The organism is Mycetohabitans sp. B3 (genome assembly GCF_021498065.1).
In the GTDB taxonomy this organism is placed as follows: domain Bacteria; phylum Pseudomonadota; class Gammaproteobacteria; order Burkholderiales; family Burkholderiaceae; genus Mycetohabitans.
Genome location: NZ_JAHLKN010000031.1, coordinates 1 through 24,289 on the forward strand (window position 1 = coordinate 1; position 24,289 = coordinate 24,289).

A 24,289-nucleotide genomic window follows, 5' to 3' on the forward strand; every position below is an offset into this window, starting at 1 on the left:
ATTAGGGATGCTGTGGATTATGTTAAGTGTGTGGTAGAAAATGAGTTGAATTCTAGTAATGACAATCCTTTGGTGATTCCAAAGCATGGTGATGTATATCATAATGGCCATTTTCATGGTCAGTACATTTCCATGGCGATGGATCATTTATCTATTGCGTTGGTTACGTTAAGTAACTTGTCGGATCGGCGTATTGATCGATTTATGGATAAAAATAATAGCAATGGATTGCCACCATTTCTTTGTGCGAGTGATCAAGGAATCCGACTTGGGTTGATGGGAGGGCAGTTCATGAGTGCTTCCCTTGCCTCAGAAAACCGGTCTTTATGTATGCCAGTCTCTATTCAGTCATTGCCCTCGACAGCTGATTTCCAAGATATTGTGTCACTTGGTCTTGTGGCTGCTCGGCGTGCACAGGAAATATTTAATAATACCGTTTATGTTATAAGCTTCGAACTTTTGTGTGCATGTCAAGCAGCTGATATTCGTGGTGCTGACAAATTGGGAACGCATACTGCCATGCTTTATAATTCGGTGCGGTCTTTTTTGCCGTTTTTTGATAAAGATGAGTCGCTTACCCCATATCTAGAAGATATTGCTATTTTTATTCGAAATGGAATGGCTCATTCTTCGAGGTGAGGTTCTCTCCAAATCAGGGCCGTTCTAAAGTGGAAATTTCCGGCCCTTCGGGGTGGGCCGAATCGGCTCAGGACTTGCACTGGCGGGCGAATTCGGCGGGCGCCATCCACTGCAGTGCCCAGTGGGGACGCGCCTCATTATAGTACTCGCGCCAGGCCTCGATTTTGCGCTTGGCGTCCTCGAGCGACAAGAACCCATGCGCGTTGAGGCGTTCCTCACGCAGCGCCCGTTAAACGACTCGTTCTTCGCGTTATCAGTTGGCTTGCCGGGACGTGAGAAATCGATCTCTACGCCTCTCTCATACGCCCGCTTGTGGAGAACCTTGGAGATGAATTCGCTGCCATTGTACGTCTTGATAAAGCGCAGTAACGGTCGACCCGCAGCGATGCGATCCAGCGCATGACTGCCATCCGCTCGAGTTCGACGGATCCAGTTACCGACTCAAATAGGCTGCCAAACCCTTGCACAAAAGACCAAAAAGCGTTAAATAACAACCTCATCCTGTTCCACAACGTAGAGGAATGTGCACGACTGAACGTAGAAGGGTTTTAACTGGTCGTCCGGACGGTCTCATTTCCTTCATTTCTTATTAATTAAGAAATAGGAGTTAAAAATGAAAAGGAATTATAAAAAGAAGGGCTTTGCGAGCTCTCGCCGTTGGCAATTGCAACTGCAGGCTTGGTTGCCACGCATAGCTTGGATATCTGGGGATGGTCAAAAAAACTTACTACAATACATTCGACCCAGTACACTACTGCAAATGGCTATGCAGTCGTTACCAGCCGGGCTAACGTGCAGCGTGTCATTAGCGATTTCATCGAGAACTATCAGGGGCGCATTAATGCGTATCAGAAGCAAAACCAATACCCAATTAATGGCCCTCTCGAAATTCGGGTGTCAGGGCTGGATAACCCGAATGATGTGAGCCCTAATAGTGTCACTGCTGCCCTATCTGTGATTAAGCCACGCTTGGATAGACCAGATTGGGATATTGCGGTTTGGTTCGGCATTTTGATTTTGCCTGGAACACCTTACGCGAATAAATTTTATCGCGAAACAGAACAGTAGATGTTTTCACATTATGCAGGCTCCTATGCGACAATGCGACCAGAATGGTCTAAGGGTTGGGCATATACAGATTCAGCAGCTTGGGAGGATTACACGACGATTAGTACAACCATCCCGAATATTTATAGGGAGGGTAAAATCAGCCAAGAGAAAGATTGGGATAAAGCTATCAAGACACTCAATAAATACGATCCTAACCGTATCTTCTCATCTGCGTTGCTCGACAAGCTATTGCCTTCAGGAGTATAAGGGATAGAGCTTCTGAAAGTATAATGGGCGTGCCGCGAGGTGTGCCCCTCAAGCGCGTCCATGATCTGGCTGTCTGTGAATATCGATTCCTTCATTGCGTAGAACTCCCTTAACAAAGAAATTCTACTTCTATTCCCGCTGGATTCTCGAGAGAATTACCCACCCTGCTGCTCGAGTTGCCGCGCCAGTTTCCCCGCCCGCCGCAGCGCCTCGACGATTTGCACATAGGCGCGCTGCCGCGTCGGTTCATCGGGCGCCCGTAGGGCGAACGATGGGTGATAAGTTGGGATGATAAAGTGCCCGCCGTGCTCAATCGTGTGGTCCAACAAACGCTGCAGTGTCACAGTCGGATCTTGCAGCACGGCTTTGAGCGCTATCGCGCCAAGGGCGACGACTACAGCGGGTGCAACCGTATCGAACTCACGATCGAGCCAGTAGTGGCACGCTTCGATTTCGCGCTGTGCAGGCGTTTTGTGCATACGCCGCTTACCGCGCGGCTCCCATTTGAAGTGCTTGACGGCATTCGTCACATAGACGTCGCCGCGGGCAACGCCGGCCTCCCGCAACGCGTCGTCCAGTAGTACGCCAGCCGGACCGACAAATGGCCTGCCTTGTCGATCTTCCTGGTCGCCGGGCTGTTCGCCGATCATCATGATGGGCGCATGAGCGGGCCCCTCGCCTGGCACCGGCTGCGACGCGTCGTGCCACAGCGCACAGCGCCGGCAATCGTCCAGGCTTTGCGGCTGCTGTTGCGGGTCAATTTCGATCTTTCCGTGTTCCTGCGTTATCGGTTTGCGCGTGGTCATAACGAGACTCCTGACACATGTGCTTGCACGATGCGTGCCCGCGGTTCTGGACGCGGTCCTCAGGCGTCGTACTCCAGTCGCCGCATAGATGCCGTGCATTTTTCAGTGAATTGTAAAAAGTGGTCGCGTAACGGCGATGCGGTAGTGGGGCCGTATGGAGGCCGTATGCGCGAGCAGGCGGCATGTCCGTTGCTCGATGGTAAAGGCATTTGTTCACTCATATTCACGGAGGTTGTCTATGCACCACGTTCAGGAAATCATGTCTCGGGACGTCGTCCATATCAGTCCGTCCGACACGATTCGACATGCCGCCGAGTTGATGGACCAGTACGATATCGGCGTGTTGCCGGTATGCGAGAGCCGCAAGCTTACCGGCATGGTCACGGATCGCGATCTTGCGGTGCGCGCGCTGGCGGCCGGTAAGAACCCTGATAGTCCGGTGAGTGAGGTCTGTACGCCGCAGGTCGAGTGGTGTATGGAAGACGACGATTTGGATGCTGTCCAAAAGCGTATGGCCGACGCGCAACTGCGCCGCATGCCGGTGATCAATCGTCAGAAGGAGCTGGTGGGCGTGCTGTCGCTTGGAGACGTCGCCACGCGCAGCGTCGGCGCGTCACACGACGAGGTTGCCAATACGCTGGAGGGCGTGTCGCAGACGCGACGTCACTAGTATAGGAGATGGCGGCGTTTGCCCCAGCGCGAATGGGGTCCAAGTGTTCAATGCCGGGGCGGCGGCCGGTCAGACCGCTGCCCGGCATTGAGACGTCGCGGGGCAAAAAACGATCAGTTTTTGTTCGACGGCTGTGAGGACGGAGCCGCGTTATCGTCGTGGCTGCCGCGCGGCTGATGATGATCATCATCAGGCACGATTTTCGTCACACCGCCTGTCGCGGGCGGGTCGCTGGCAGGAAAGCTGTCCTCGACCGACTTATCGATTGCTTCCTCTTTCTTGTCGCGCGAGATATGTTCCTTGATTGACATATTGGTCGTGGCTCCATAAGACAGACGATAAATGCCTTCGCAAACCGCGTGCCTGGAGGGATTGGCCAAACGGCCGGCGCCCCTGGGCACCGGCTCGGTAGGCGCCATCTTAGCGGCTAGCTGTCGTCGTTAACGGCTACTGTCACGCCTACCTTGGTGTGGTGGGCAGGCTGTTAGGAAGGTTGGCTGCTTCACCACGGCGGCTCAGCGCGCTATCGTCCCGGAAATCGTAGTGAGCCGCTCATTCAGTGCGCGCTGCGCGTCGGCATCCAGGCTGCCGCCGTGCTGGCTGGCGGCGCGGGCAGCGTCCCGTTGCACGTCGTCGAGCCGGTGCTTCAGCTCGGCGCCTGCCGCAGCCGTGTAGTCGCCGCGCGTCACGCGCACATCGATCAGGCGACGCTCGTTAGCAATCCGAGCATTGACTTGCTCATACCGCTGGATACCTTCCACCACCGAGTCCGGATGGACGGATGGGGGCGGAGGCGTCTGCGCGATACAACCGCACAATAACAAACTGCCAATCAGGATCGGGACGAAGCAACGCAATGGCATGGCAACTATGAAGCGGGCTTAGTACAGATAGGCCCCGCGGTCAGTCGACGACGCAAGGGTGAGGGTATCGCATTCGCGCATGTCCCTATATTAGTTTGGCGCGCCGGCTCGCGGCGCTGGCCCGCGCAGCCTGATTCATATTCGCAGCCAATGATCTATTTGAGCATCAAGGCGTTGCATATCAGCGCGGTCATGATGTGGGTGAGCGGGATGCTGGCGCTGGCATGGGCACCGGCGTCTAGCTACCGACAGCTGTGCGGGGAGTACGCCGCGGGTTGCATGCGCAACCGGCCCGTGTGCCCGGCCTCGACTTGAATTCGTATGCGGGCGGCTGATCTCACGTAATGCAGCGCAACGCTACTCGCGGCAATGCATGCCGGCGAGGATCTATGCGATTGCCGTGCACAACGACGCGTTGACGGATTCGTCGGCACCCACGCGCGCAGCGGTTAATAAAACCATGCGCGCCGCCGTCTGGGGTGAAGGGGGGCGGCGTTTACACGCTTTTTACGCCGCGCAGGCCACTCTTGTCGGACGATTTATGGCCCTGCGGATAGCTTATCAGATGCCTTGGTGCATTAACGGAGAACATAACAATGGACCTCATCTACCTCGCTGGCATCGTCCTGTTCCTGGGACTGTGCATGGCGCTGGCGGCCGGCTGCGACAAGCTGCGCCGCACACCCGGAGGCCGCTCATGATGGCGTGGATGACATGGCTGGCCGGCATCGCGACGCTGCTAGTGCTAGGGTACCTCGTGTATGCGCTGCTGCGCGCGGAGGATTTGGAATGAACGCCAATTCGTTTTTGCAGGCGGCGCTGTTCATCATCGTGCTGATCGCGCTGGCGCTGCCGCTTGGCCGCTATATGTGCGGGGTGCTGGATGGCTCGTCGGTGCTCGTGCGCAAGCTGGGCCGCCCGCTGGAGCACGGGCTGTATCGAGTCGCGGGTGTCGATCCGCAGGCCGAGATGTCGTGGAAGCACTATGCGCTCGCGGTGCTGCTGTTCAACGCGCTGGGGGCCGTCGTGGTGTATGGCCTGCTGCGGCTGCAACAATATTTGCCGGCTAATCCGCAGGGGCTCGGCGCGATGACGCCCGATGCCGCGTTCAACACGGCGGTCAGTTTCGTGACCAATACCAACTGGCAGGATTACTCACCGGAGTCGTCGGTCAGCTACCTGACCCAGCTGACGGGCTTGGCTGTGCAGAACTTCTTGTCTGCGGCCACCGGCATTGCGGTGGTGGTCGCGCTGATCCGTGGGTTTGCGCGCCATACCGCGCGTACCATCGGCAATTTCTGGGTCGATTTGACGCGCGTCACGCTTTACATTCTCGCGCCACTGGCGATTGTCGTGTCGCTGGTGCTGGTGAGCCAAGGCGTGCTGCAGAACCTGAAGCCGTACCAGCAAGTATCGACGTTGCAGGTGACGACCTATCCGGTGCCTAAGATCGACGCACAAGGCAATCCGGTCAAGGACGCGCACGGCAATGTGATGATGCAGGACGCAAAGGTGGACAAGCAGACCTTGGCCATGGGGCCAGTCGCATCGCAGGAAGCGATCAAGATGCTGGGCACCAATGGCGGTGGCTTCTTCAACGCGAACTCGGCCCACCCATTTGAGAATCCGACGCCATTGTCCAACTTTGTGCAGATCCTGTCGATCCTGATCATCCCGGCCGGATTGTGCATCGTCTTCGGACGCATGGTGGGCGACCGCCGGCAGGGCTATGCGGTGCTTGCGGCGATGACCATCGCGTTCGCGGTGGCATGCTTTGCGGAAATCTCCGCAGAACAATCCGGCAATCCGCTGTTTGCGTCGCTGCACGTGGACCAGCAGGCGTCGGCGCGACAAGCGGGTGGCAATGCCGAAGGTAAGGAGGTGCGCTTGGGCATCGCGCAGTCCGGCATCTTCACGGTGGCGACTACGGCGGCATCGTGCGGCGCGGTGGATAACACGCACGATTCGCTCACGCCGATGGGTGGCTTTGTGCCGCTGCTGCTGATGCAACTGGGTGAAGTGATTTTCGGCGGCGTTGGCTCCGGGCTCTACGGCATGCTCGTGTTCGCGTTGCTCGCCGTATTCGTTGCGGGGTTGATGATCGGGCGCACGCCAGAGTACGTCGGCAAGAAGATTGAGTCGTTCGAAATGAAGATGGTGGCGATTGTAGTGCTGCTTACGCCGTTCCTGGTGCTGGTGGGCACGTCAATTGGGGTGCTTTCGCCGCTGGGCGTGGCCGGTATCGCCAATCCCGGGCCGCACGGCTTCTCCGAGGTACTGTATGCATTCAGCTCAGCAGCCAACAATAATGGCAGTGCGTTCGGCGGGCTGTCGGTCAATACGCCTTTCTACAACGTGTTGTTGGCGGTCGCGATGTGGTTTGGCCGCTTCGGCACGATCGTGCCGGTGTTGGCGATTGCGGGCTCGCTGGCAAACAAGAAGCGCATTGCCGCGACGCCGGGTACGCTGCCCACGCACGGCCCGTTGTTTGTCGTGTTGCTGCTCGGCACGCTCGTGCTGGTCGGCGCGCTGACCTATGTGCCTTCGCTGGCGTTGGGGCCGATCGTCGAACAGTTGATGATGATCGCCGGCCATTGATTTCGAGGAAAGCATGACTAACGTCAATCCATCGCTTGCTCATCGTGCAGATAACCTCGGGCAGGCTCGTACCGCGGTCCATTCGATGTTCGATCCGGTGCTGCTGAAGCCCGCCATCGTCGATGCGTTCAAGAAGCTCGCGCCGCGAACCCAACTGCGCAATCCAGTGATGTTCTGTGTGTACGTGGGCAGCCTCCTGGCGACGGTGTTGTGGATCGCAGCGCTTGCCGGGCAGGCCGAGGCGCCGGCCGGTTTCATCTTGGCCATTGCGTTATGGTTGTGGTTCACGGTGCTGTTCGCCAACTTCGCCGAGGCGCTGGCGGAAGGCCGCTCGAAGGCCCAGGCCGCGTCGCTGCGCAGTGCCAAGCACAATGTGATGGCTAAGAAGCTGAACGAGCCTCACCCGAAAGCGCCGGTCCGTATCATGGCGTCCACGGATTTGCGCCGCGGTGACGTGGTGTTGGTCGAGGCGGGCGACACGATTCCGGCGGACGGCGAGGTCATCGAAGGTGTCGCGTCGGTCGACGAGTCGGCGATCACCGGTGAATCGGCGCCCGTGATCCGCGAGTCTGGCGGAGATTTCTCCTCCGTCACTGGCGGCACACGGGTGCTGTCGGACTGGATCGTGGTGCGTGTCAGCGTGAATCCCGGCGAGGCCTTCTTGGACCGGATGATCGCGATGGTCGAGGGCGCTAAGCGGCAAAAGACGCCCAATGAGATCGCGTTGACCATCCTGCTGGTTGCGTTGACGCTCGTGCTGCTGTTTGCGACCGCGACGCTGTTGCCGTTCTCGATGTTCTCGGTCTCTGCGATGAAATCGGGTCATATCGTGACGATCACGGCGCTGGTCGCGTTGCTGGTATGCCTGATTCCGACCACGATCGGTGGATTGCTGTCGGCGATCGGGGTGGCCGGCATGAGCCGGATGATGCAGGCGAACGTGATTGCGACATCCGGCCGCGCCGTCGAGGCCGCCGGCGACGTCGACGTGCTGCTGCTGGACAAGACCGGTACGATCACGCTTGGCAACCGGCAGGCGTCGGCGTTTGTGCCGGCGCCAGGCGTGTCCGAGCAGGAACTGGCCGATGCCGCACAGTTGGCGTCGCTGGCCGACGAGACGCCGGAAGGCCGCAGCATTGTGGTTCTCGCCAAGCAGCGTTTCAACATTCGCGAACGGGGCATGGCTAGCCTGCATGCGCAGTTCCTTGGTTTCACCGCTCAGACGAGGATGAGCGGCGTCGATCTGCCTGAGCGCGAGATCCGTAAGGGCGCGGCTGACGCGATCCAGCAGTATGTCAAGGCGCATGCAGGCCACTTTCCTCAGGAAGTGCGCGCGGCGGTCGATGACGTGGCGCGCCGCGGCAGTACGCCGCTGGTCGTCGCGCAGCGGCAGCCAGGCGCCGATGGCCAGGCTCGCGTGCTCGGTGTGATCGAGCTGAAGGACATCGTCAAGGGTGGGATCAAGGAGCGCTTTGCCGAGTTGCGCAAGATGGGTATCAAGACGGTGATGGTGACCGGCGATAACCGCCTCACCGCGGCAGCGATTGCCGCCGAGGCTGGCGTCGATGATTTTCTGGCCGAGGCCACGCCAGAGACCAAGCTTGCGACGATCCGCGCGCATCAAGCCGAAGGGCGGCTGGTGGCGATGACCGGCGACGGCACGAACGACGCTCCGGCGCTGGCGCAGGCCGACGTAGCGGTCGCGATGAACACCGGCACGCAGGCGGCCAAGGAAGCGGGCAACATGGTCGATCTCGATTCGAATCCGACCAAGCTGATCGAGATCGTGGAAATCGGCAAGCAAATGTTGATGACGCGCGGCTCGCTGACCACGTTCTCGATCGCCAACGATGTGGCGAAGTACTTCGCGATCATTCCGGCGGCCTTCGCGACCACCTATCCGCAGCTGCACGTGCTCGACGTGATGCGACTCACTTCGCCTTCCTCCGCCATCTTGTCGGCGGTGGTGTTCAACGCGCTGATTATCGTGTTCCTCATTCCGCTCGCGCTAAAGGGAGTCAAATACCGGCCGCTGGGTGCTGCTTCGCTGCTGCGACGCAACCTGCTGATCTATGGACTGGGTGGCATCGTGTTGCCGTTCCCGTTTATCAAGTTGATCGATATGGTGATCACCGCCCTAGGCTGGGCCTGATCCGTTCCTTGAAACCCTTGCCGGGCGGGTCGGCGTCCCTTCGTTTGCCCTTGTCCGGCCTTTTTTGGGGCGGCACGCTGCTCCACTGTGAGCCAGAATCATGAACACTTTACTGCGTCCCGTGCTGGTGTTGTTCGTTGCGCTGACGGTGATCACGGGCATCGTCTATCCCGCCGCGGTCACGGCGATCGCGCAGGCTGTTTTCCCGGCGCAGGCCAACGGCAGCCTGATCGAAAAGAACGGCAAGCTGATTGGCTCGGCGCTGATTGGACAGCAGTTCGATAGAAACGACTACTTCTGGGGCCGGCTGTCGGCGACGACACCGAATCCGTACAACGCGCAAAGCTCGAGCGGATCAAACCTGGGGCCGACCCATCCCGCGCTGGCGGACGAGGTGAAGGGACGGCTTGCCGCCTTACATAAAGCCGATCCGGCCAACACGGCGCCGGTGCCGGTGGACTTGGTGACCTCGTCAGGCAGTGGCTTGGATCCAGACATCAGCCCCGCGGCGGCGGCCTACCAGGCCCCCCGCGTGGCGCGGGCACGAGGCCTTCCACAAGCGCAGGTCGACGAGTTGATTGCCCGCAATACGACCGGTCGGCAGTTCGGCTTGTTGGGTGAGCCACGGGTGAACGTGCTTAGGCTCAACCTGGCGCTAGATGAGTTTAAGCCGGTGCGCTGAGGAAACGACACGGCGATAACCTGCCTCCATATAAAGTAGGCCCTTGGCACTGCGGGCTTTGCATCCATCGTGCCCGGGGGCAACGCGACCACCCCGAGGCGCAACGCGACAAATCGGAGTATTGCCCGTCCTCGCCGGACTGGGCGGTGTTTTGTGCGGCGCGCGTGGTGGGCTGCAGTAGCTTATTTCCTACGGAATTTGCATTGGCAGCACGGGCTATCACACCGTCTGACGAAAATGGCGGTTGCAAATCCATACCGTCTGGATTTAGCAACGTCGGCTCGGCTTTTATTTCTTTTTTCTACAGGCGTCGAGGTATGCTGCGGCCGCAGCGAAAATTAAATGAACTACCGTTTAGGGAAGATTAGATGAAACGACTGGTACTCTCGGCCATCTCGCTCGGCGTGCTCGCCGCTACCTCGGCAGCGCATGCCCAAAGCTCGGTGACATTGTATGGCGTTATCGATGAAAGCATGACCTTCTTGCATAACCAAGGCGGCAAGAACCAGTGGTCCACGGTTTCCGGTAACCTGCAGGGGTCGCGCTGGGGCTTGACGGGGGCGGAAGATTTGGGCGGCGGCCTAAAGGCGATCTTCCAGTTGGAAAACGGCTTTAACCCAAACGATGGCCGTCTGGGCCAAGGTGGCCGCGAATTTAGCCGTCAGGCTTATGTAGGGTTACAGAACGATGCATACGGCACGGTGACGCTGGGTCGCCAATACGTGCCGGATACGGACCTGGTACAAGGCATGACGGGCGACAACTACTTCGGCTCCGTGTTCGCAACGCCGGGTGACGTCGACAACTACGACAATAGCGTGCGCGTCAACAACTCGGTCAAGTACGCGAGCCCGGTCTGGGCCGGCTTCCAATTCGAAGGCTTGTACGCGTTCGGCAACCAGGCCGGCTCGTTCGGCGACCGCCGTGCGTGGGGCGCTGCGCTGGCGTACACAAACGGCCCGATCGGCGTGGCGGCGAGTTACCAGTACTACAACGGTGGCAAGGTCCCCAACGGCGTGCGGGACTTCTCGGGTGCCACCACGACGGCGACCAACACGACGACCGACTCGGTTTTCAACGGCCCGGTCAACGGTGCCTACACGTCGGCTGCGTCGCTCAAGATTGCCCGTGTCGCTGGTCAGTACACAATCGGCCCGGTCAATGTCGGCGCGTCGTACAGCAATGCGCAGTACACGGCGGATTCCGCTTCATCGTTCGGCCAGACGCAAAAGTACAACACCGGCAACGTGTTCGCGACCTACCAGGCCACGCCGGCGCTGCTCACGGGCATTGGCTACAGCTACACGAAGGGTTCGGGCAACTCGTCGGCTAAGTACAACCAGGTGAGCCTGGGCGCCGACTACAGCCTGTCTAAGCGCACTGACGTGTACCTGGTCGGCGCATGGCAAAAGGCCGCCGGCCAGCAGGACGGCGCGGGCGCGCAAGCCCAGGCTTCGATCGGTTCATACGGTTTTGCAGGGGCGAACGGCGGCGCGCAAAAGTACGTTGCGCTGGGCCTGCGCCACAAGTTCTAAACGGCACGCAATCTGCTTCTGCGGGGGGGCCGGCGTGGCCGGTTCGACGCAGGGGGCAACAAAAGCGCAGGCAAGCGCAGGCTTGACCTGCGTTTTTTTCATGTGCCCCCGGTTGCCGCGACCCGCGCGCGGCCGACCGCCGCTGCGTGGCCAACTGCCGCCGTCCAGATTCATGATGCCGGCGGGCAGCTTTGTGCCCATCGGATATTGGCCGGACGAGATGGCGGCGATCAATGACTCGATAACATGTTCGGTCAATGTGCAGGGTCTGGCCGACATCGGAAAGGCCAAGTATTCAACGTATCGGGTTTGCATGTTATATGAGGACTTGGGGACTGGGGAAGCGGGCGAACATCCTTGTGCGAACGCACGATTGTGTTGTGCAATAGTCAGACACTCGACAGCACGCGAGCGGTGCTGTGACAACGCAAGGGTTTTGAAAGGGGAGCCAACTCATGCAGAGGCCAGAACCGATCGTCGGCCGGCTCGCGAAGCTGCCGGAGCAGGGCGTTGAGACCGACGACGGCGTGTTCATTGCGCCGGCGCACGCGAATGTCATCTCCGGTCGGCAGTATGTGCTGAAGTCGGGCGACACGTTCGTCGTTAACGATCCGAACGGCGATATTCTAGGCCATGACGATGGCTTGTTCGTCAACGACATGCGCGTGCTGTCGCAACTGCAGCTCACATTTGGCGGCCGGGCGCCGTCGCTACTGTCGAGTAGCGTGAGCAGCGACAATACGGCGTTCACCGCGCATTTGACCAATCGGTCGTTGCCGCGATTGGGCGGCGAACATACGCCGCAGGGTGTGATCCATGTTGAGCGTTTGCGGGTACTGTGCGGTAATGGATTAAATGAGGCGATCGCGCTGACCCATTACGGCACCGAGCCGGCGGTCGTACCGCTGTCGATTTCGTTTGCCAGCGATTGTCTAGACATATTTGAAGTGCGTGGCTCGCCGCGCAGCCGGCGCGGCACGCTGGTGCCGCCCTATGTTGGCAATGATGAGGTCGTGTTCAGCTACCAGGGTTTGGACAACGTCGAGCGGGTGGTGCGCGTCGCGTTTTCGCCTGCTCCGGACAAGCTGCTGCCGGGGCGCGCCGACTATACATTGACGCTGCCGTCCGAGGCGTGTCTGTCGGTTTACCTGCAGGTCACGATCGTTACCCGGCCAATCAACGAGGCTGCCGCGCAGGTGTCCGGTGGCCTGGTGTCCACGCCGCCAGCCGGCTTGAGCGGTGCGGGACGGGCGGCGGTACGCGCCGCGCTGGCCGAGTCGCACCGGACGATGCGCGATAGGCGTCGCGCCAGTGCAAGGCTGCGCTCGAGCAATCCGTTGTTTAATGCTTGGATGGAGCGTTCGTTTGCCGACTTGGGATTGTTGACCACGGACCGGGACACCGGACCCTATCCGTATGCGGGTATTCCGTGGTTCTCGACGCCATTCGGGCGGGACGCGGTGATGACGGCCTTGCAGACGCTGTGGGTGCAGCCGGCGTTGGCCCGTGGCGTGCTCCGTTTTCTCGCGGCCCATCAGGCGCGCGAGGATTCGGCGTTTCGCGATGCCGCGGTTGGCAAGGTCATGCACGAGATGCGCAAGAGTGAGATGGCGGTGACTGGGGAAGTGCCGTTTGCGCTGTACTACGGCGGTGTGGATACGACGCCGCTGTTCATCGTGTTGGCCGGAGCTTACCTCGAGAGGACCGGCGATGCGGCGTTAATCGACGAATTGTGGCTGGCGCTGGAGCTGGCCGCGCAATGGATTGCACGGGTATGCGACCGCAACCCGTTCGGCTTGCTCGACTATCAGCGCGCGGCGGACAGCGGTCTAGCCAACCAGGGCTGGAAGGATAGCCACGATTCGGTGTTCCACTCGGACGGGCGCATGCCAGATGGACCGATCGCACTGGTCGAGGTACAGGCGTACGCGCGGGCGGCGTTCGAGACAATGGCGCGGCTGGCGCAGCATCGTGGCGCCGTCACGCTTGCCGCCAACTATATGACGCGTGCCGCAGCGCTGCGCGAACGGGTCGAGGCGATGTTCTGGATGCCGCAGGAGGGTTTCTATGGGATGGCATTGGACGGGCATGGTCAGTTGTGCCGTGTGCTGGCCTCGAACGCCGGGCACTTGCTGGCGTTCGGGTTACCGGACCAGGCGCGTGGCGAGCAGGTCGCGCAGACTCTCGAGTCCGCGTTGTTCCACACCGGATGGGGCCTGCGCACGCTAGCTGGCGGCCAGCCTCGGTTCAATCCGATGTCTTACCATAACGGTTCGGTGTGGCCGCACGATACCGCGCTGTGCGCTCGCGGCATGGCGCGCTACGGCGAAAAGGGCGCGGCGGTGCGGTTGCTGCAGGCACTGTTCGAGGCGGCAATCAATTTCGACATGCGGTTGCCTGAGCTGTTCTGTGGCTTCACGCGGCGGCGCGGCGAGCCGCCGACCGCCTATCCGGTCGCGTGCCTGCCGCAGGCCTGGGCGGCAGGTTCGCCGTTCATGATGCTCGAGGCTTGCCTGGGCGTGACCGTGGACGCGCAGCGGGAGGAGGTCCGCATTGAGCACCCGCGGTTGCCGGCAGGCATCGATTGGCTGGAAGTCGACGATCTGCGCGTGGGCAGCCGAACTGTATCGTTGACGTTCCGCCGCGTGGGGGAGCAGGTGGTGCCGGCTGTGGACCGCGGTGATGTGCGCCTGCTCGCGTTGCTTTAGCGTGGTACGGATCAATGCATCGGAGCTGTAGCGGAACGTGAAACTGGATCGTTATGTCAAGACAGACCTCGTGCGGCGTCGTGATACTCAACGAACTCGGTAGCGTGTTGCTGTGCCATGCAACCGAGACGCGCCACTGGGACATCCCGAAGGGCCAACCCAATCCAGGTGAGGCACTGATCGATGCAGCGCTGCGCGAGACCCGCGAAGAGACCGGCTTGGCGCTCGACGCAGCAGCGCTGGTCGAGTTGGGGGCGTTTCCTTATCGCCCTGACAAGGAATTGCACTTGTTCGCGACCAGCGTCTCGACGTGCGACGTTGATATCCGCGAGTGCGTATGCACATGCCTGTTTCCGAGCCACCGGAACGGGAAGATGATTCCCGAAATGGACGCATTCCGGTGGGTGCGGCCGACCGAAGTCAGCCACTACACTAGCGCCAGCCTCACGAGGCTGTTCGAAACCAAACTTTCGCTGTTGGCGTTGCACCGCCAACTGAACGGTGCAGCAGCGTGATCTGCATTATTCCTTGATCAGGAAACGTTCGCGCTTCTTGCCGTGAATCCAGGCCGGCGCCCGTCCCCGCCCGGACCACGTGGCTCCGCTGGCAGGGTCTCGGTACTTCGCCGGCGCAGAAGCACGCTTTTCCGGCGCGCTGCTCGCCGCATGCCGTCGGCCAAAAATGTCCTGGGGGCTTAATCCGTATTCGGCGACCTTCGCGCGGATGTCCACGATCACTGCGTCTAGCTCAGCCAAACGGGCCTCCTCGGCCTTTCGCTGCAACGCTTCGATTTGTTGTTGAAGTTGCTTGTAATTTGCCATTAGTTTTTTTAGCACGAGTGGAATAATGCGCGATGATAGCGCGCCAGCGGTGTCGCGGACGCGTTATCACCAGATAGGCGGGTTGGCCTTGGTTATGCTCTCGTTACACTTTGGGCGAGCAGAGCGGGAACGAATCGGCCCGCATTTTCCGACGGCCCGCAGCGGTAGGGTTAGCGGCGCACGGGCAGCTAGCCCCTGCCCGGCCTTGTATTTAACCGCCGTCGGGTGTCCTCGCCGAACGACGAGTCTTACCGGCGGTGCGTGTGGGAGGCACAGGGCCGTCCGATACGCCATGGCCGTTGTCATTGGCGCGGTCCCGACCCCACAATGCATCCGGGAGATTGCGCTCCATTTCGTCGCGGGTAATCTGTTCTGCCAATTGTCGAGATTTTGGGGTAGCGGGGCCTGCTGGCCGGTTCGCTCCTGACATGACGCACTCCTTGTGGTTGGACAAGTCACCTTTATCTAAGCACATTTTACGACTACGTCAAATTCGCATGCCCGACGGTGAGCATCTTTCATTCCTGATAGGACATGTGATGCGATCTGGCGCCGCCGGGACTTCAAAAGCAACGCTTGAGTACAGTAACGTGCTCGCAGCATAAAGCGCCTCGCCATGGCATTCTCGGTCGGATCACCGGCATGTTTGCCGAGCATGTAGGCTTTGCCGGCTGGTCAGGCCGGCGAGGGTTACACGCCAGCGGCGGTCGGCACGCCGCGCGAGCGGCCAGAACTCAGATATTCGGCAATCGAATCCTGCGTGATTTCTCCGAGATAGCCGCCTTCCGGATCGACGACCGGCAACCACGGCGAATTAACCTCAAACATCTTGGATAACACCACGCGCAGGTTATCCTCCGCATTCACGGTGGTCGCGAATTCACGCATTTTGTCGCCGCAACGTGCCGGGGTGGAGGCGCCTTCACGCGCGACACGACGCGATACGTAACCCAATGCGCGCCGCGCGTCGTCGGTGACTGTCACGTAGCGATTGTCGGTGTCATCCATCACGCCGAGCGCTTGGGCAAGCGGGGTATCGACGTGCACGGTCTGGGCGTGGGCTGCCGCATCGCTCGCCTTGACCAGCAGCAGGCGTTTGAGTGTGCTGTCGTGGCCCACGAACGCGCTGACGAATTCGTCTTTGGGATGGGCAAGCAAGGTGTCGGGGTGATCGAACTGCACCAACTGGCCGCGCCGGAACACGGCGACCTTGTCGCCTAGCTTGATCGCCTCGTCGATATCGTGGCTCACCATGATCACCGTTTTCTTCAGCGCACGTTGCATCTGGAAAAACTCGTTCTGGATCGACTCCCGGTTGATCGGGTCGACCGCACCGAACGGCTCGTCCATCAACATCACAGGCGGATCAGCCGCGAGCGCGCGAATCACGCCGATGCGTTGTTGCTGGCCGCCAGAAAGCTCGCGCGGATAGCGCTTCAGGTACAGCTTCGGGTCCAGCGCGACCATCGACATCAGTTCGATCGCGCGTGCGTGATAGCGCGCCTTGTCCCAGCCGAGCAGCCGTGGCACGACCGTGATGTTCTCCTCGATCGTCATGTTCGGAAACAAGCCGACCTGCTGAATCACGTAGCCGATGTGGCGACGCAGTTCCACTTCGTTGACGTTCGCGGTGTCCTCGCCGTTGAGCAGCACCCGGCCGCCGGTCGGCTGAATCAGCCGATTGATCATTTTCAACGTCGTGGTCTTGCCGCATCCCGAAGGGCCGAGAAAAATGCAGATTTCGCCTTCGGCAACAGTCAGGCTGACGGCGTCGACCGCCCGTACCGCACTGCCGTCCTTGCGTGTGAAGGTCTTCGTCAAGTGGTCAAGTTCGATCATGTCTTCGCTACTCCCTTCGGTGTCAATGCACGCTGCAGCGCGTGCAGCAGCAGGTCCGCGACGATGGCCAGCATGCTCACGAGCACCGCCCCGATCACCAGCCGCGTCATGTTGCTTTGGCTGATCGCACGCAGTACCAACTCGCCGAGGCCTCCGGCGCCGATGACTGCGGCAATAGTCATCACGCCGATGTTCATGACGACGGCCGTCCGTACGCCGCCGATGATCACCGGCACGGCGAGCGGTAGCTCGACGAGCCAGAGCCGTTGCCATCGTGTCATGCCGATGCCGGTACCCGCTTCGCGGATGCTTGGGTCAACATTGCGCAGCGCCAAGTAGGTGTTGCGCATAATTGGCAGCAGCGAGTACAAGAATACCGCCACGATTGCAGGAGCGGGGCCGATGCCGGCACCCCAGCGCGACAGCAGCGGAATCATCAGGCCGAACAACGCAATCGACGGCAGCGTAAGCACAATCGTCGCGCAGCCGAGCAACGGGCCGGCCAGCCATGCGCATCGGTTGATCAGGATGCCGAGCGGCACACCGACGAGAATCGCGCAGCCGACGGCGGTACCGACCAGCGCGAGATGCTGCAAGGTGAGCGACGCTAGTTCCTGCCAGTTGTTTGAGAAATAGGTCATTAGGTCCATCGGTTCTCCCGGCTTAAGGCAACGCTTGTGTGCGCAGGAAATCGGCGGCGACCGCACTGATCGATTCTTCGTCGATGTCCACGCGCTTGTTCATCTCGGACATCACTTCGTTGTTGATCTGCGCGGACAGTGCATTGAGTTGCTTCGCGAGTTCCGGGTGCCGGTCCAGCACGTCGCGGCGCACGACCGGCGTTGCATTGTATGCGGGAAAAAAGCCGAGATCGTCGTCGAGCACTGTGATGCCGAAGCCTTTGATGCGTCCGTCGGTCGTGTAGACTAGCCCAAACATGGCTTGGTCGTTGTGCAACGCCGTATAGACCAGCCCGGAGTCCATCTGCTTGACATCTGAGCGGCGCAGTCGCAAGTCGTACAGCGCCTGTAATGGCCGCAACCCGTCTGGCCGGTTCGCAAACTCCGCGTCCATCGCAAACCAATGCCGCTTGTGCGGGTCGTCTTGTCGGATCTTTGCGGCCAGTTGCGAGATCGTATGGATGCCGTCGCGTTCGGCGCGCTTGCGAGGCATCGCCAGCGCGTAGGTGTTGTTCAGCGCCGACGGCTCGAGCCACACCAGGCCACGCGGTTTGTCCAGATCGCGTACGCGGCGGTACACGGTTGGCGGATCGAGCTTCTCATGGATTCGGTTGTAGACGATCAGCGCCGTACCAGTGTAGTCCCATACGATATCCAATTGCCGGTTCTCCATTGCGCTGCGCAACAGTACGCTGCCTAGGCCGCTGCGGTTCTCGACCGTGTAGCCGCGCGAGCGCAGGTATTGGGAAGTGATTTCCGCGAGCAGCAATTGCTCGGTAAAATTCTTACCGCCGACGACCAGCGTCGCGGCGTGCACCGGTACCACGCTCGCCAGCGCGGTGCCGGCGAGCAGCCAAGTCATGACGCATTTAAGCAAACGGGTCATAAGTTCTCCTGTGCTTTCGTTACAGTGCCAGTCCGCGACGCGCCAACGCGGCGCGAGCGATGCCGGCAACGAGTGCGTCCAGCGCGAGCGCCAGCGCAGCAGTCGACGCGGCGCCTAACAGCAGCATGGCCGGATCATTCAGGTAGATTCCTGGGAAAATCAATGTGCCGAGGCTGTCGGCGCCAATCAGGAAGGCCAGCGGCGCGGTGCCGACATTGATGGCGAGCGCGGTGCGCACACCGCCAATGATGATCGGCATCGCGTTGGGAAGCTCAACCTTGAACATCGACTGCAGCGACGTCATGCCGAGGCCACGCGCCGCCTCGCGCCACGCGAGCGGCACCGCGCGCATACCCTCGTATGCGTTGCGGGCGATCGGCAGCAACGACGCAAGCCACAGTGCGACGATCGCCGGCGCGGCGCCGATACCCAGAACTGCCAGTGCCAGCGCGAGCACCGCCAGTGACGGCACGGTGTTGCCCACGTTCAGCACCTGCATCAGCCGCTCTGCATGCCGCGGGTTCGACGCGCGGCTCAGCAGGACGCCGGCGGGGATGCCAGTGAGCAGCGCGAGCGCCATCGACGCGCCGACCAGCAACAGGTGCGCACCGGTGTAGTACAGCAGGTCGGTGTGATACTTGCACAGCACGTCCGGTCCGATCGCGCGGACCAGCGCTGTCACGATCAGTGTCAGCACGATGAAGCTCGACAATAGCTTCGCGCGACGACTCGTCATCGTTGAGTTCTCCTCGTGGGTTGCCGATACAGCACGCGCTCTAAAGCAAGATAATAGCGAGCCACGCGCGGGGTACGAAGCCCGGCACGCTGAAGGCGGACGGCACAATGCCGTCACATGCTGCACGGTTGCCCGCTGCGCGGTCGCATTTGCAACGATGGCCGCTGCACGGGCAGGATGTCGTCCATGGACGACTGGCGGAAGGACCGGGCGCAACGCGCTGCCGAGTCCACTAAAGCGCCCGGTACGGCCGGGCAGATGAAAGGGTCCGCCGATGCGAACCCATCTTTCATGCAACCGTATTGAAATTGCGCGAACGGGCTTGGATCACGCAATAACTACCACGATCTTGTATTGCAGACGCTAGCATTCTATTCAATGTCCGCGCAAAAGTCCAGCGCTGGCAGGGAAAATGCAGTGATCGCTGTCCGATCGTCGTTAGAGGCAGCGGTGCTCATGCTTCACCGCGCGTGGCGAGCCCATAGCGCTTGATCTTCTCGTACAGTGTCGCTTTACCGACTTGCAGGTGCTCGGCCGCAGTCGATACGGCGCCGCCGTGCGCCTCCAGGGCCTGTGCGATGAGCGCGCGCTCAAACTGCTCGACGCGCTCTTTCAGTGGCTGCGCGTCGTTGTCCGGGCGGGTGGCGTGCTGCATATCGTCCAAGCCGATGCCAAGCACGAAGCGATCGGCGGCGTTGCGCAACTCGCGCGCGTTGCCCGGCCAGTCTTGCTGCATCAGCGCGTGCCGCTGCGCGTCGGTGAGCACGTGCGCCGGGCGCTGGTAGCGCACTGCGGCATCGAGCACAAAATGCTCGAACAGCGGCACGATGTCCTCGCGACGTTCGTTGAGCGGCGGTAGGGCGATCGTCACGACATTTAAGCGGTACAGCAGGTCGCGTCGGAACGTGCCGGCCGCCACATGCTGGTTCATGTCTCCCTTGGCCGCCGCAATGATCCGTACGTCGCTGTGCACCGGCGTGTTCGAGCCCAGCCGTTCCAGCACACCGTCCTGCAGCACGCGCAGCAGCTTTGCCTGCAGCGCGAGCGGCATGCTTTCGACTTCGTCGAGAAACAGCGTGCCGCCCGATGCATATTCGAGCTTGCCGACGCGACGTCGCGTCGCGCCGGTGAAGGCGCCTTGCTCGTGGCCGAACATCTCTGACTCGAACATTGGCTCGGGCAATGCCGCGCAGTTGATCGCGACGAACGGCTGGTCGCGGCGCGCAGACTGTTCATGTAATGCCCGTGCGATCAACTCCTTGCCGGTGCCCGTCTCGCCGTTGATCAGCACGGCGGCATCGGTCGGTGCGACGTTGGCGATCATCGTGCGGACCTGCTCGATCGCCGCGCTTGTGCCGATAATATGCACGGTACCGGGACGCTGGGCCGCTAGCTCTCGGCGCAGCGCACGGTTCTCCAGTTGCAACGCGCGCCGTTCGAGCGCGCGGCGCACGGCGTCGGCGAGGCGCTCCGACGAAAACGGCTTTTCAATGAAGTCGTACGCGCCGTCGCGCATCGCCTGCACCGCCATTGAGATATCGCCATGGCCGGTGACGACGATCACGGGCACATCCGGCGCTCGCTCGCGCATCAGCGACAGCAGTTCTAGGCCGCTCGCCCCGGGCAGCCGGACATCCGTGACGATCGCGCCGGGCACGCCGGCGCCGGCGGCGTGCATCGCGTCCAGCGCGGCTTCTACGCTCGGATAGCCGGTCACGTCGAAGCCGCCGAGCATCAAGCTCTGGACGTTGGCGCGCCGTACTAGCTCGTCGTCTTCAATGAACAATACTTGCAAGCCGTGGGTCATAGTTGTGGTTGTCCATGCGGTGGACAATGGCGTGGGCGATGTGTGGTCATGCCGGCGTGTCCTGGTCCGAGCGCGCATACGCGCGTGGCAGCGTCATCACGAAGCATGCGCCGTGCGCCGGCGCATCGCGATCGTCGTCGCGCGTGGTGGCCACGCTTAGCGTGCCGCCCGCGTCGCGCACGATCGAGGCGGCGATCGCCAGCCCGAGCCCCAGCCCTTGCCCCATTTCCTTGGTGGTGAAGAACGGCTCGAACAGCCGGGGCAGCACGTCGGCGGCGATGCCGGGACCGTTGTCGATGACGGCGATCGCCACGACGTCTGGGCGTGTGTCGACTTCAATGATAATGCGTGCCGCCGGGTTGCTGGCGAGCGCATCGGCTGCGTTGCCGATCAGGTTGATCAGCGCCTGCTCGACTCGCAGGTCATCACAGCGCACAGCGGGTGACGTATTCAGTGCATTCAAATCGAACGGCGCACGCTTGCCACCGGCGTGCACGCTCACGACTCGCACGTCGATGCCGGCAAGCTTATCGCGCAACATCGCCAGTGCATTGCGCAGCGCCTGCGCGACGACGGCGTGCGCATCGCGCGGGCGCCGCTTGCTGACGAACAGTTTCAACTGGTTCGTGATGCGCCCCATCCTGTCGATCAGTGTCGCGATGGCCTGTAGGTTCTCGCGCGCCGCATCCAGCGCGTTACGCTCGATCAGCACCCGTGTGTTATCCGAAAAGGTGCGCAGCGCGGCAAGTGGCTGGTTCAGCTCATGGGTGATGCCAGCGGCCATTTGCCCGAGCGCGGCCAGCTTACTGGCCTGCACGAGTTCGTCTTGCGCGGCGCGCAGTTCCGCTTCCGCACGCGTGCGTTCGCCGACTTCGCGCGTGAGTCGCTCGTTGGCCGCCGACAGGTCCGCGGTACGTTCCGCGACGCGCTGGTTCAACTCCGCATAGGCGTTCTGCAGCATCCGGCGACCGTACTCCATTTCGCGCAGCTTGGCCCTTCGCAGCCGCCAGTAGAAGCCCAGCAGCGCGGCAATCAGTAGCGCCAAGCCGGTCGCCACCGTCATGGCGCGCGCCCGTACATCGACATCATCCAGCGGCGACAGTACCGTCAAGCGCCAGCCAAGCTCGCTCAGCGGTTGCTCGGTGTGCAGATACAGCGGTGCCAGCGGGCCTGAGCCGAACCGCACTAACTCTGCGTCTGTTTCGCGCGTGCGCGCCCTGGTTAGCGGCAACGGCGTCAACGGCTCGTCGCTGTACTGTTCGGTGTCGCGAATCCATGCTAAAGCCTGGCTCGACAACGGGTGCGTCGTATGGTACTTCCACGATGGGATTGACGACAGGATGACGATACCGTTGGCATCGGTGACGAACAGCGGCTCGGACCGGTCTTGTGGCGGGAACCAGCTCAGGTCGATTTTAATCACCACGACGCCGACTTGGATCCCATTGTATGAGACCGGCTGGGAAATGTAGTAGCCGGCCTGATGCGAGCGCGTGCCGATCCCGAAAAAGTGGTCCTCGCGTCCCGCGATTGCGGCGACGAAATACGGCCGGAAACTATAGCGTGTCCCGACGAAACTGCCGGGTTCGCGCCAGTTGCTGGCTGCCACGCACAGGCCGTCGTCGGTGATCAGGTAGGCCTGTGACGCCTTCGAGCGTTGTGCGATTTCCTCCAGGTAGCGATTCGCGCGGGCGACCGCTTCACCGTTCGGCTGCCGTAGCGCATCCTGCACCAGAGGATGCGTGGAGAGCAGGTACGGCAGGGGCTCATAGCGGTCTAGCGCGGCTTGCAGTGTGGCGCTTGTGCGCGCCGCGCGCGCGGCCGACGCCTCGCGCAAGCGGTCGATTGCATGAGTGCGCGCGGTCGACCAGGCCGCGACGCAGCTTGCGATGACGACCGCGGCGAGCACCAGCAATACGGCGGTACGGCGTAGCACGGCGAGATGTCAGGGTAGCAGCGGATGGAGGCATCATTGTGGCACAACGCCGTGCGGGCGCCTATGCGGTTGCTTCCGCTTTGATGCTTGCCGGCCGGCGCATCACGCGCTTGAGCTTGTCGCGATCGAGTTCGTGCTCCCACGCGGACACGACGACCGTTGCTACGCCGTTGCCGACGATGTTGGTCAGCGCACGACACTCGCTCATGAAGCGGTCGATGCCGAGGATCAGTACCATGCCGGCGAGCGGAATGGTCGGCACGACCGCTAGCGTCGCGGCGAGCGTGATGAACCCGGCGCCAGTGACGCCGCTCGCGCCCTTGGACGTGAGCATTGCGACGGCCAGCAGTGTCAACTGCTGACCCCATGTCAGGTCGGTATGGGTCGCCTGCGCGATGAACAGAACGGCCATCGTCATATAAATGTTCGTGCCGTCGAGATTGAACGAGTAACCGGTCGGCACCACCAGTCCAACGACCGAGCGCGAGCACCCGAGCTTCTCGAGCTTTTCCATCAGGTGCGGCAGCGCCGCCTCGGACGAACTGGTGCCGAGCACGATCAGCAACTCTTCCTTAATGTAGCCGAGAAAACGCACGATGCTGAAGCCGACGGCACGCGCAATCGTGCCGAGCACAATCAGCACGAACAGCAGCGACGTCAGGTAAAACGTGCCCATCAGCTTGAGCAACGGCAGTAGCGAGCCGACCCCGTACTTGCCGATCGTGAACGCCATTGCACCGAACGCGCCGAGCGGCGCGACCTTCGTGATCAGGTGCACCATGCCAAAGAACACCTGCGAGACGCTGCTGATGAATGCGGACACCTTGGCGCCGCGCTCGCCCAGCTGAGCCAGCACGCTGCCGAACAGGATTGCGATCAGCAAAATCTGCAGGATGTCGCCTTGCGCGAAGGCGCTAAAGAATGTGTCGGGGATTAGGTGTATTAGGAAGTCGACCGTTGTCTGGCCATGCGCCTTTTGCGCATAGGCTGACACCGCCTTGCTGTCGAGCGTAGTTGGATCAATGTTCAAGCCTACACCGGGCTTTAGGATATGCGAGGCGACCAGGCCGATCAGCAGGGCGAACGTCGAGACGACCTCGAAGTACAGCAACGCCTTGCCGCCGACGCGGCCCACCTTCTTCATGTCCTGCATGCCGGCGATGCCGGACACTACGGTGCAGAAAATGATGGGTCCGATCACCATCTTGATGAGCTTGATGAACGCGTCACCCAGCGGTTTCATTTGTATGGCTAATTGTGGGTGGTAATGGCCCAGCAGGATGCCCAGTGCGATGGCGAATAAAACCTGGACGTAAAGGACCTTGTAGAGGGGTTTTTTCACGATAGATACCCTTATCGTTTGTAACAAGAATCGCAGGCCCGGACAATCTTGTCACGGGCGTGCGCGGATAATGCGTTGCGTGCGCTGCGCGGGTTCAGCGTGAGCGGGATCGACGGACGGACATGCGATGTCTCCTGGCTGTAGTTGTGTCTTGGCTTGGCGCCGTGGGCGCTTTATGTGCAAGGCCGATGCCAGCCTCGGCCGATGGGTATAAGTCTTTGACTGATAACGGTTATGAGGGTCGGTGCAATGCTGTGCTTTCCGAATTTCCG

22 protein-coding genes and 2 pseudogenes are annotated in these 24,289 nt (G+C 61.0%); 12 read left to right on the plus strand and 12 right to left on the minus strand.

Translation table 11 applies throughout. The features are described 5' to 3' along the window. Positions 1 to 639, plus strand: a 639-nt coding sequence (locus tag KQH55_RS09145) for an aromatic amino acid lyase (RefSeq protein ID WP_235090648.1), incomplete at its 5' end; no start/stop codon positions are given. A gap of 67 nt (positions 640 to 706) precedes the next feature. Here KQH55_RS09145 and KQH55_RS09150 read toward each other — a convergent pair. Next, positions 707 to 1,038 (minus strand): annotated as a pseudogene (locus tag KQH55_RS09150) (integrase core domain-containing protein); the annotation flags it as partial. 258 nt (positions 1,039 to 1,296) lie between these two features. Here KQH55_RS09150 and KQH55_RS09155 point away from each other — a divergent pair. Continuing rightward, positions 1,297 to 1,956: pseudogene (locus KQH55_RS09155) on the plus strand (cholesterol oxidase substrate-binding domain-containing protein). A 155-nt stretch (positions 1,957 to 2,111) separates the two neighbouring features. Here the strand turns inward: KQH55_RS09155 and KQH55_RS09160 are convergent. Next, positions 2,112 to 2,762, minus strand: coding sequence for a UdgX family uracil-DNA binding protein (locus tag KQH55_RS09160; protein ID WP_235090649.1), 651 nt, complete (start codon positions 2,760 to 2,762; stop codon positions 2,112 to 2,114). Between the two features lie 238 nt (positions 2,763 to 3,000). Here KQH55_RS09160 and KQH55_RS09165 point away from each other — a divergent pair, with 238 nt between their 5' ends. After that, positions 3,001 to 3,432, plus strand: coding sequence for a CBS domain-containing protein (locus KQH55_RS09165; RefSeq protein ID WP_076788379.1), 432 nt, complete (start codon positions 3,001 to 3,003; stop codon positions 3,430 to 3,432). A gap of 113 nt (positions 3,433 to 3,545) precedes the next feature. Here the strand turns inward: KQH55_RS09165 and KQH55_RS09170 are convergent, their stop codons facing one another. Together KQH55_RS09170 and KQH55_RS09175 are read right to left on the minus strand one after the other, a co-directional pair. Then, on the minus strand, positions 3,546 to 3,743 hold the full coding sequence (locus KQH55_RS09170; protein ID WP_235090663.1) for a hypothetical protein: 198 nt from the start codon (positions 3,741 to 3,743) through the stop codon (positions 3,546 to 3,548). A gap of 204 nt (positions 3,744 to 3,947) precedes the next feature. Further along, a complete protein-coding gene (locus KQH55_RS09175) occupies positions 3,948 to 4,295 on the minus strand; it encodes a hypothetical protein (protein WP_076794454.1) in 348 nt (115 codons plus the stop codon). 150 nt (positions 4,296 to 4,445) lie between these two features. Here KQH55_RS09175 and KQH55_RS09180 point away from each other — a divergent pair, with 150 nt between their 5' ends. The 9 genes from KQH55_RS09180 (at position 4,446) to KQH55_RS09220 (ending at position 14,485) form a co-directional block, all read left to right on the plus strand. After that, positions 4,446 to 4,610, plus strand: a complete 165-nt coding sequence (locus tag KQH55_RS09180; RefSeq protein ID WP_235090650.1) for a hypothetical protein — start codon at positions 4,446 to 4,448, stop codon at positions 4,608 to 4,610. Positions 4,611 to 4,891: 281 nt separating this feature from the next. After that, positions 4,892 to 4,996 carry a potassium ABC transporter ATPase gene (locus tag KQH55_RS09185; protein WP_212667346.1) on the plus strand — a complete coding sequence of 35 codons (105 nt, stop codon included), beginning with the start codon at positions 4,892 to 4,894 and terminating at the stop codon, positions 4,994 to 4,996. Then, positions 4,993 to 5,088, plus strand: coding sequence for a potassium-transporting ATPase subunit F (locus tag KQH55_RS09190; protein ID WP_235090651.1), 96 nt, complete (start codon positions 4,993 to 4,995; stop codon positions 5,086 to 5,088). The genes KQH55_RS09185 and KQH55_RS09190 overlap by 4 nt, the downstream gene beginning before the upstream one ends. Next, entirely contained in the window at positions 5,085 to 6,893 is a 1,809-nt protein-coding gene (gene kdpA / locus KQH55_RS09195) for a potassium-transporting ATPase subunit KdpA (protein WP_076788372.1), read from the plus strand. Before KQH55_RS09190 ends, kdpA begins: the two co-directional genes overlap by 4 nt. An 85-nt stretch (positions 6,894 to 6,978) precedes the next feature. Beyond that, entirely contained in the window at positions 6,979 to 9,045 is a 2,067-nt protein-coding gene (gene kdpB / locus KQH55_RS09200) for a potassium-transporting ATPase subunit KdpB (protein WP_076788693.1), read from the plus strand. A gap of 100 nt (positions 9,046 to 9,145) precedes the next feature. Then, positions 9,146 to 9,727, plus strand: a complete 582-nt coding sequence (gene kdpC / locus KQH55_RS09205; RefSeq protein ID WP_235090652.1) for a potassium-transporting ATPase subunit KdpC — start codon at positions 9,146 to 9,148, stop codon at positions 9,725 to 9,727. Between the two features lie 368 nt (positions 9,728 to 10,095). After that, positions 10,096 to 11,262: a porin gene (locus tag KQH55_RS09210; RefSeq protein ID WP_235090653.1), complete on the plus strand. Its 1,167-nt coding sequence runs from the start codon at positions 10,096 to 10,098 to the stop codon at positions 11,260 to 11,262. A gap of 455 nt (positions 11,263 to 11,717) precedes the next feature. Further along, positions 11,718 to 13,970, plus strand: coding sequence for a glycogen debranching N-terminal domain-containing protein (locus KQH55_RS09215; protein ID WP_235090654.1), 2,253 nt, complete (start codon positions 11,718 to 11,720; stop codon positions 13,968 to 13,970). Positions 13,971 to 14,023: 53 nt separating this feature from the next. Continuing rightward, positions 14,024 to 14,485 carry an NUDIX hydrolase gene (locus KQH55_RS09220; protein ID WP_235090655.1) on the plus strand — a complete coding sequence of 154 codons (462 nt, stop codon included), beginning with the start codon at positions 14,024 to 14,026 and terminating at the stop codon, positions 14,483 to 14,485. A 6-nt stretch (positions 14,486 to 14,491) separates the two neighbouring features. Here the strand turns inward: KQH55_RS09220 and KQH55_RS09225 are convergent, their stop codons facing one another. The 8 genes from KQH55_RS09225 to KQH55_RS09260 all read right to left on the minus strand — a co-directional run bounded on the left by KQH55_RS09225 (position 14,492) and on the right by KQH55_RS09260 (position 24,020). Further along, positions 14,492 to 14,791 carry an H-NS family nucleoid-associated regulatory protein gene (locus KQH55_RS09225; RefSeq protein WP_076788365.1) on the minus strand — a complete coding sequence of 100 codons (300 nt, stop codon included), beginning with the start codon at positions 14,789 to 14,791 and terminating at the stop codon, positions 14,492 to 14,494. 690 nt (positions 14,792 to 15,481) lie between these two features. Continuing rightward, complete coding sequence (locus KQH55_RS09230) at positions 15,482 to 16,630, minus strand: ABC transporter ATP-binding protein (RefSeq protein ID WP_235090656.1); 1,149 nt, start codon at positions 16,628 to 16,630, stop codon at positions 15,482 to 15,484. Further along, on the minus strand, positions 16,627 to 17,280 hold the full coding sequence (locus KQH55_RS09235) for an ABC transporter permease (RefSeq protein WP_076788362.1): 654 nt from the start codon (positions 17,278 to 17,280) through the stop codon (positions 16,627 to 16,629). The genes KQH55_RS09230 and KQH55_RS09235 overlap by 4 nt, the downstream gene beginning before the upstream one ends. Before the next feature lie 13 nt (positions 17,281 to 17,293). Beyond that, positions 17,294 to 18,196 carry a glycine betaine ABC transporter substrate-binding protein gene (locus KQH55_RS09240; RefSeq protein ID WP_235090657.1) on the minus strand — a complete coding sequence of 301 codons (903 nt, stop codon included), beginning with the start codon at positions 18,194 to 18,196 and terminating at the stop codon, positions 17,294 to 17,296. Between the two features lie 19 nt (positions 18,197 to 18,215). Then, positions 18,216 to 18,932, minus strand: a complete 717-nt coding sequence (locus KQH55_RS09245) for an ABC transporter permease (protein WP_076794442.1) — start codon at positions 18,930 to 18,932, stop codon at positions 18,216 to 18,218. A gap of 454 nt (positions 18,933 to 19,386) precedes the next feature. After that, entirely contained in the window at positions 19,387 to 20,739 is a 1,353-nt protein-coding gene (locus tag KQH55_RS09250; protein WP_235090658.1) for a sigma-54 dependent transcriptional regulator, read from the minus strand. Positions 20,740 to 20,785: 46 nt separating this feature from the next. Beyond that, the gene (locus KQH55_RS09255) at positions 20,786 to 22,675 is read right to left on the minus strand and encodes an ATP-binding protein (RefSeq protein ID WP_235090659.1); all 1,890 of its coding nucleotides are present in this window, start codon (positions 22,673 to 22,675) and stop codon (positions 20,786 to 20,788) included. 61 nt (positions 22,676 to 22,736) lie between these two features. Next, positions 22,737 to 24,020 (minus strand): dicarboxylate/amino acid:cation symporter, encoded by a 1,284-nt coding sequence (locus KQH55_RS09260; protein ID WP_076788692.1) that lies wholly within the window; start codon positions 24,018 to 24,020, stop codon positions 22,737 to 22,739. Between the last annotated feature and the right edge of the window lie 269 nt (positions 24,021 to 24,289).

Bases quoted from the DNA above. Each gene is read 5' to 3' on its own strand.
- KQH55_RS09160 (WP_235090649.1), bottom strand. From the start codon at position 2,762: ATGACCACGCGCAAACCGATAACGCAGGAACACGGAAAGATCGAAATT.
- kdpA (WP_076788372.1), top strand. From the start codon at position 5,085: ATGAACGCCAATTCGTTTTTGCAGGCGGCGCTGTTCATCATCGTGCTG.
- KQH55_RS09215 (WP_235090654.1), top strand. From the start codon at position 11,718: ATGCAGAGGCCAGAACCGATCGTCGGCCGGCTCGCGAAGCTGCCGGAG.
- KQH55_RS09210 (WP_235090653.1), top strand. From the start codon at position 10,096: ATGAAACGACTGGTACTCTCGGCCATCTCGCTCGGCGTGCTCGCCGCT.
- kdpC (WP_235090652.1), top strand. From the start codon at position 9,146: ATGAACACTTTACTGCGTCCCGTGCTGGTGTTGTTCGTTGCGCTGACG.
- KQH55_RS09235 (WP_076788362.1), bottom strand. From the start codon at position 17,280: ATGGACCTAATGACCTATTTCTCAAACAACTGGCAGGAACTAGCGTCG.
- KQH55_RS09220 (WP_235090655.1), top strand. From the start codon at position 14,024: ATGTCAAGACAGACCTCGTGCGGCGTCGTGATACTCAACGAACTCGGT.
- KQH55_RS09175 (WP_076794454.1), bottom strand. From the start codon at position 4,295: ATGCCATTGCGTTGCTTCGTCCCGATCCTGATTGGCAGTTTGTTATTG.
- KQH55_RS09165 (WP_076788379.1), top strand. From the start codon at position 3,001: ATGCACCACGTTCAGGAAATCATGTCTCGGGACGTCGTCCATATCAGT.
- KQH55_RS09245 (WP_076794442.1), bottom strand. From the start codon at position 18,932: ATGACGAGTCGTCGCGCGAAGCTATTGTCGAGCTTCATCGTGCTGACA.
- kdpB (WP_076788693.1), top strand. From the start codon at position 6,979: ATGTTCGATCCGGTGCTGCTGAAGCCCGCCATCGTCGATGCGTTCAAG.
- KQH55_RS09225 (WP_076788365.1), bottom strand. From the start codon at position 14,791: ATGGCAAATTACAAGCAACTTCAACAACAAATCGAAGCGTTGCAGCGA.
- KQH55_RS09170 (WP_235090663.1), bottom strand. From the start codon at position 3,743: ATGTCAATCAAGGAACATATCTCGCGCGACAAGAAAGAGGAAGCAATC.
- KQH55_RS09230 (WP_235090656.1), bottom strand. From the start codon at position 16,630: ATGATCGAACTTGACCACTTGACGAAGACCTTCACACGCAAGGACGGC.
- KQH55_RS09240 (WP_235090657.1), bottom strand. From the start codon at position 18,196: ATGACCCGTTTGCTTAAATGCGTCATGACTTGGCTGCTCGCCGGCACC.
- KQH55_RS09250 (WP_235090658.1), bottom strand. From the start codon at position 20,739: ATGACCCACGGCTTGCAAGTATTGTTCATTGAAGACGACGAGCTAGTA.
- KQH55_RS09180 (WP_235090650.1), top strand. From the start codon at position 4,446: ATGATCTATTTGAGCATCAAGGCGTTGCATATCAGCGCGGTCATGATG.
- KQH55_RS09190 (WP_235090651.1), top strand. From the start codon at position 4,993: ATGATGGCGTGGATGACATGGCTGGCCGGCATCGCGACGCTGCTAGTG.
- KQH55_RS09185 (WP_212667346.1), top strand. From the start codon at position 4,892: ATGGACCTCATCTACCTCGCTGGCATCGTCCTGTTCCTGGGACTGTGC.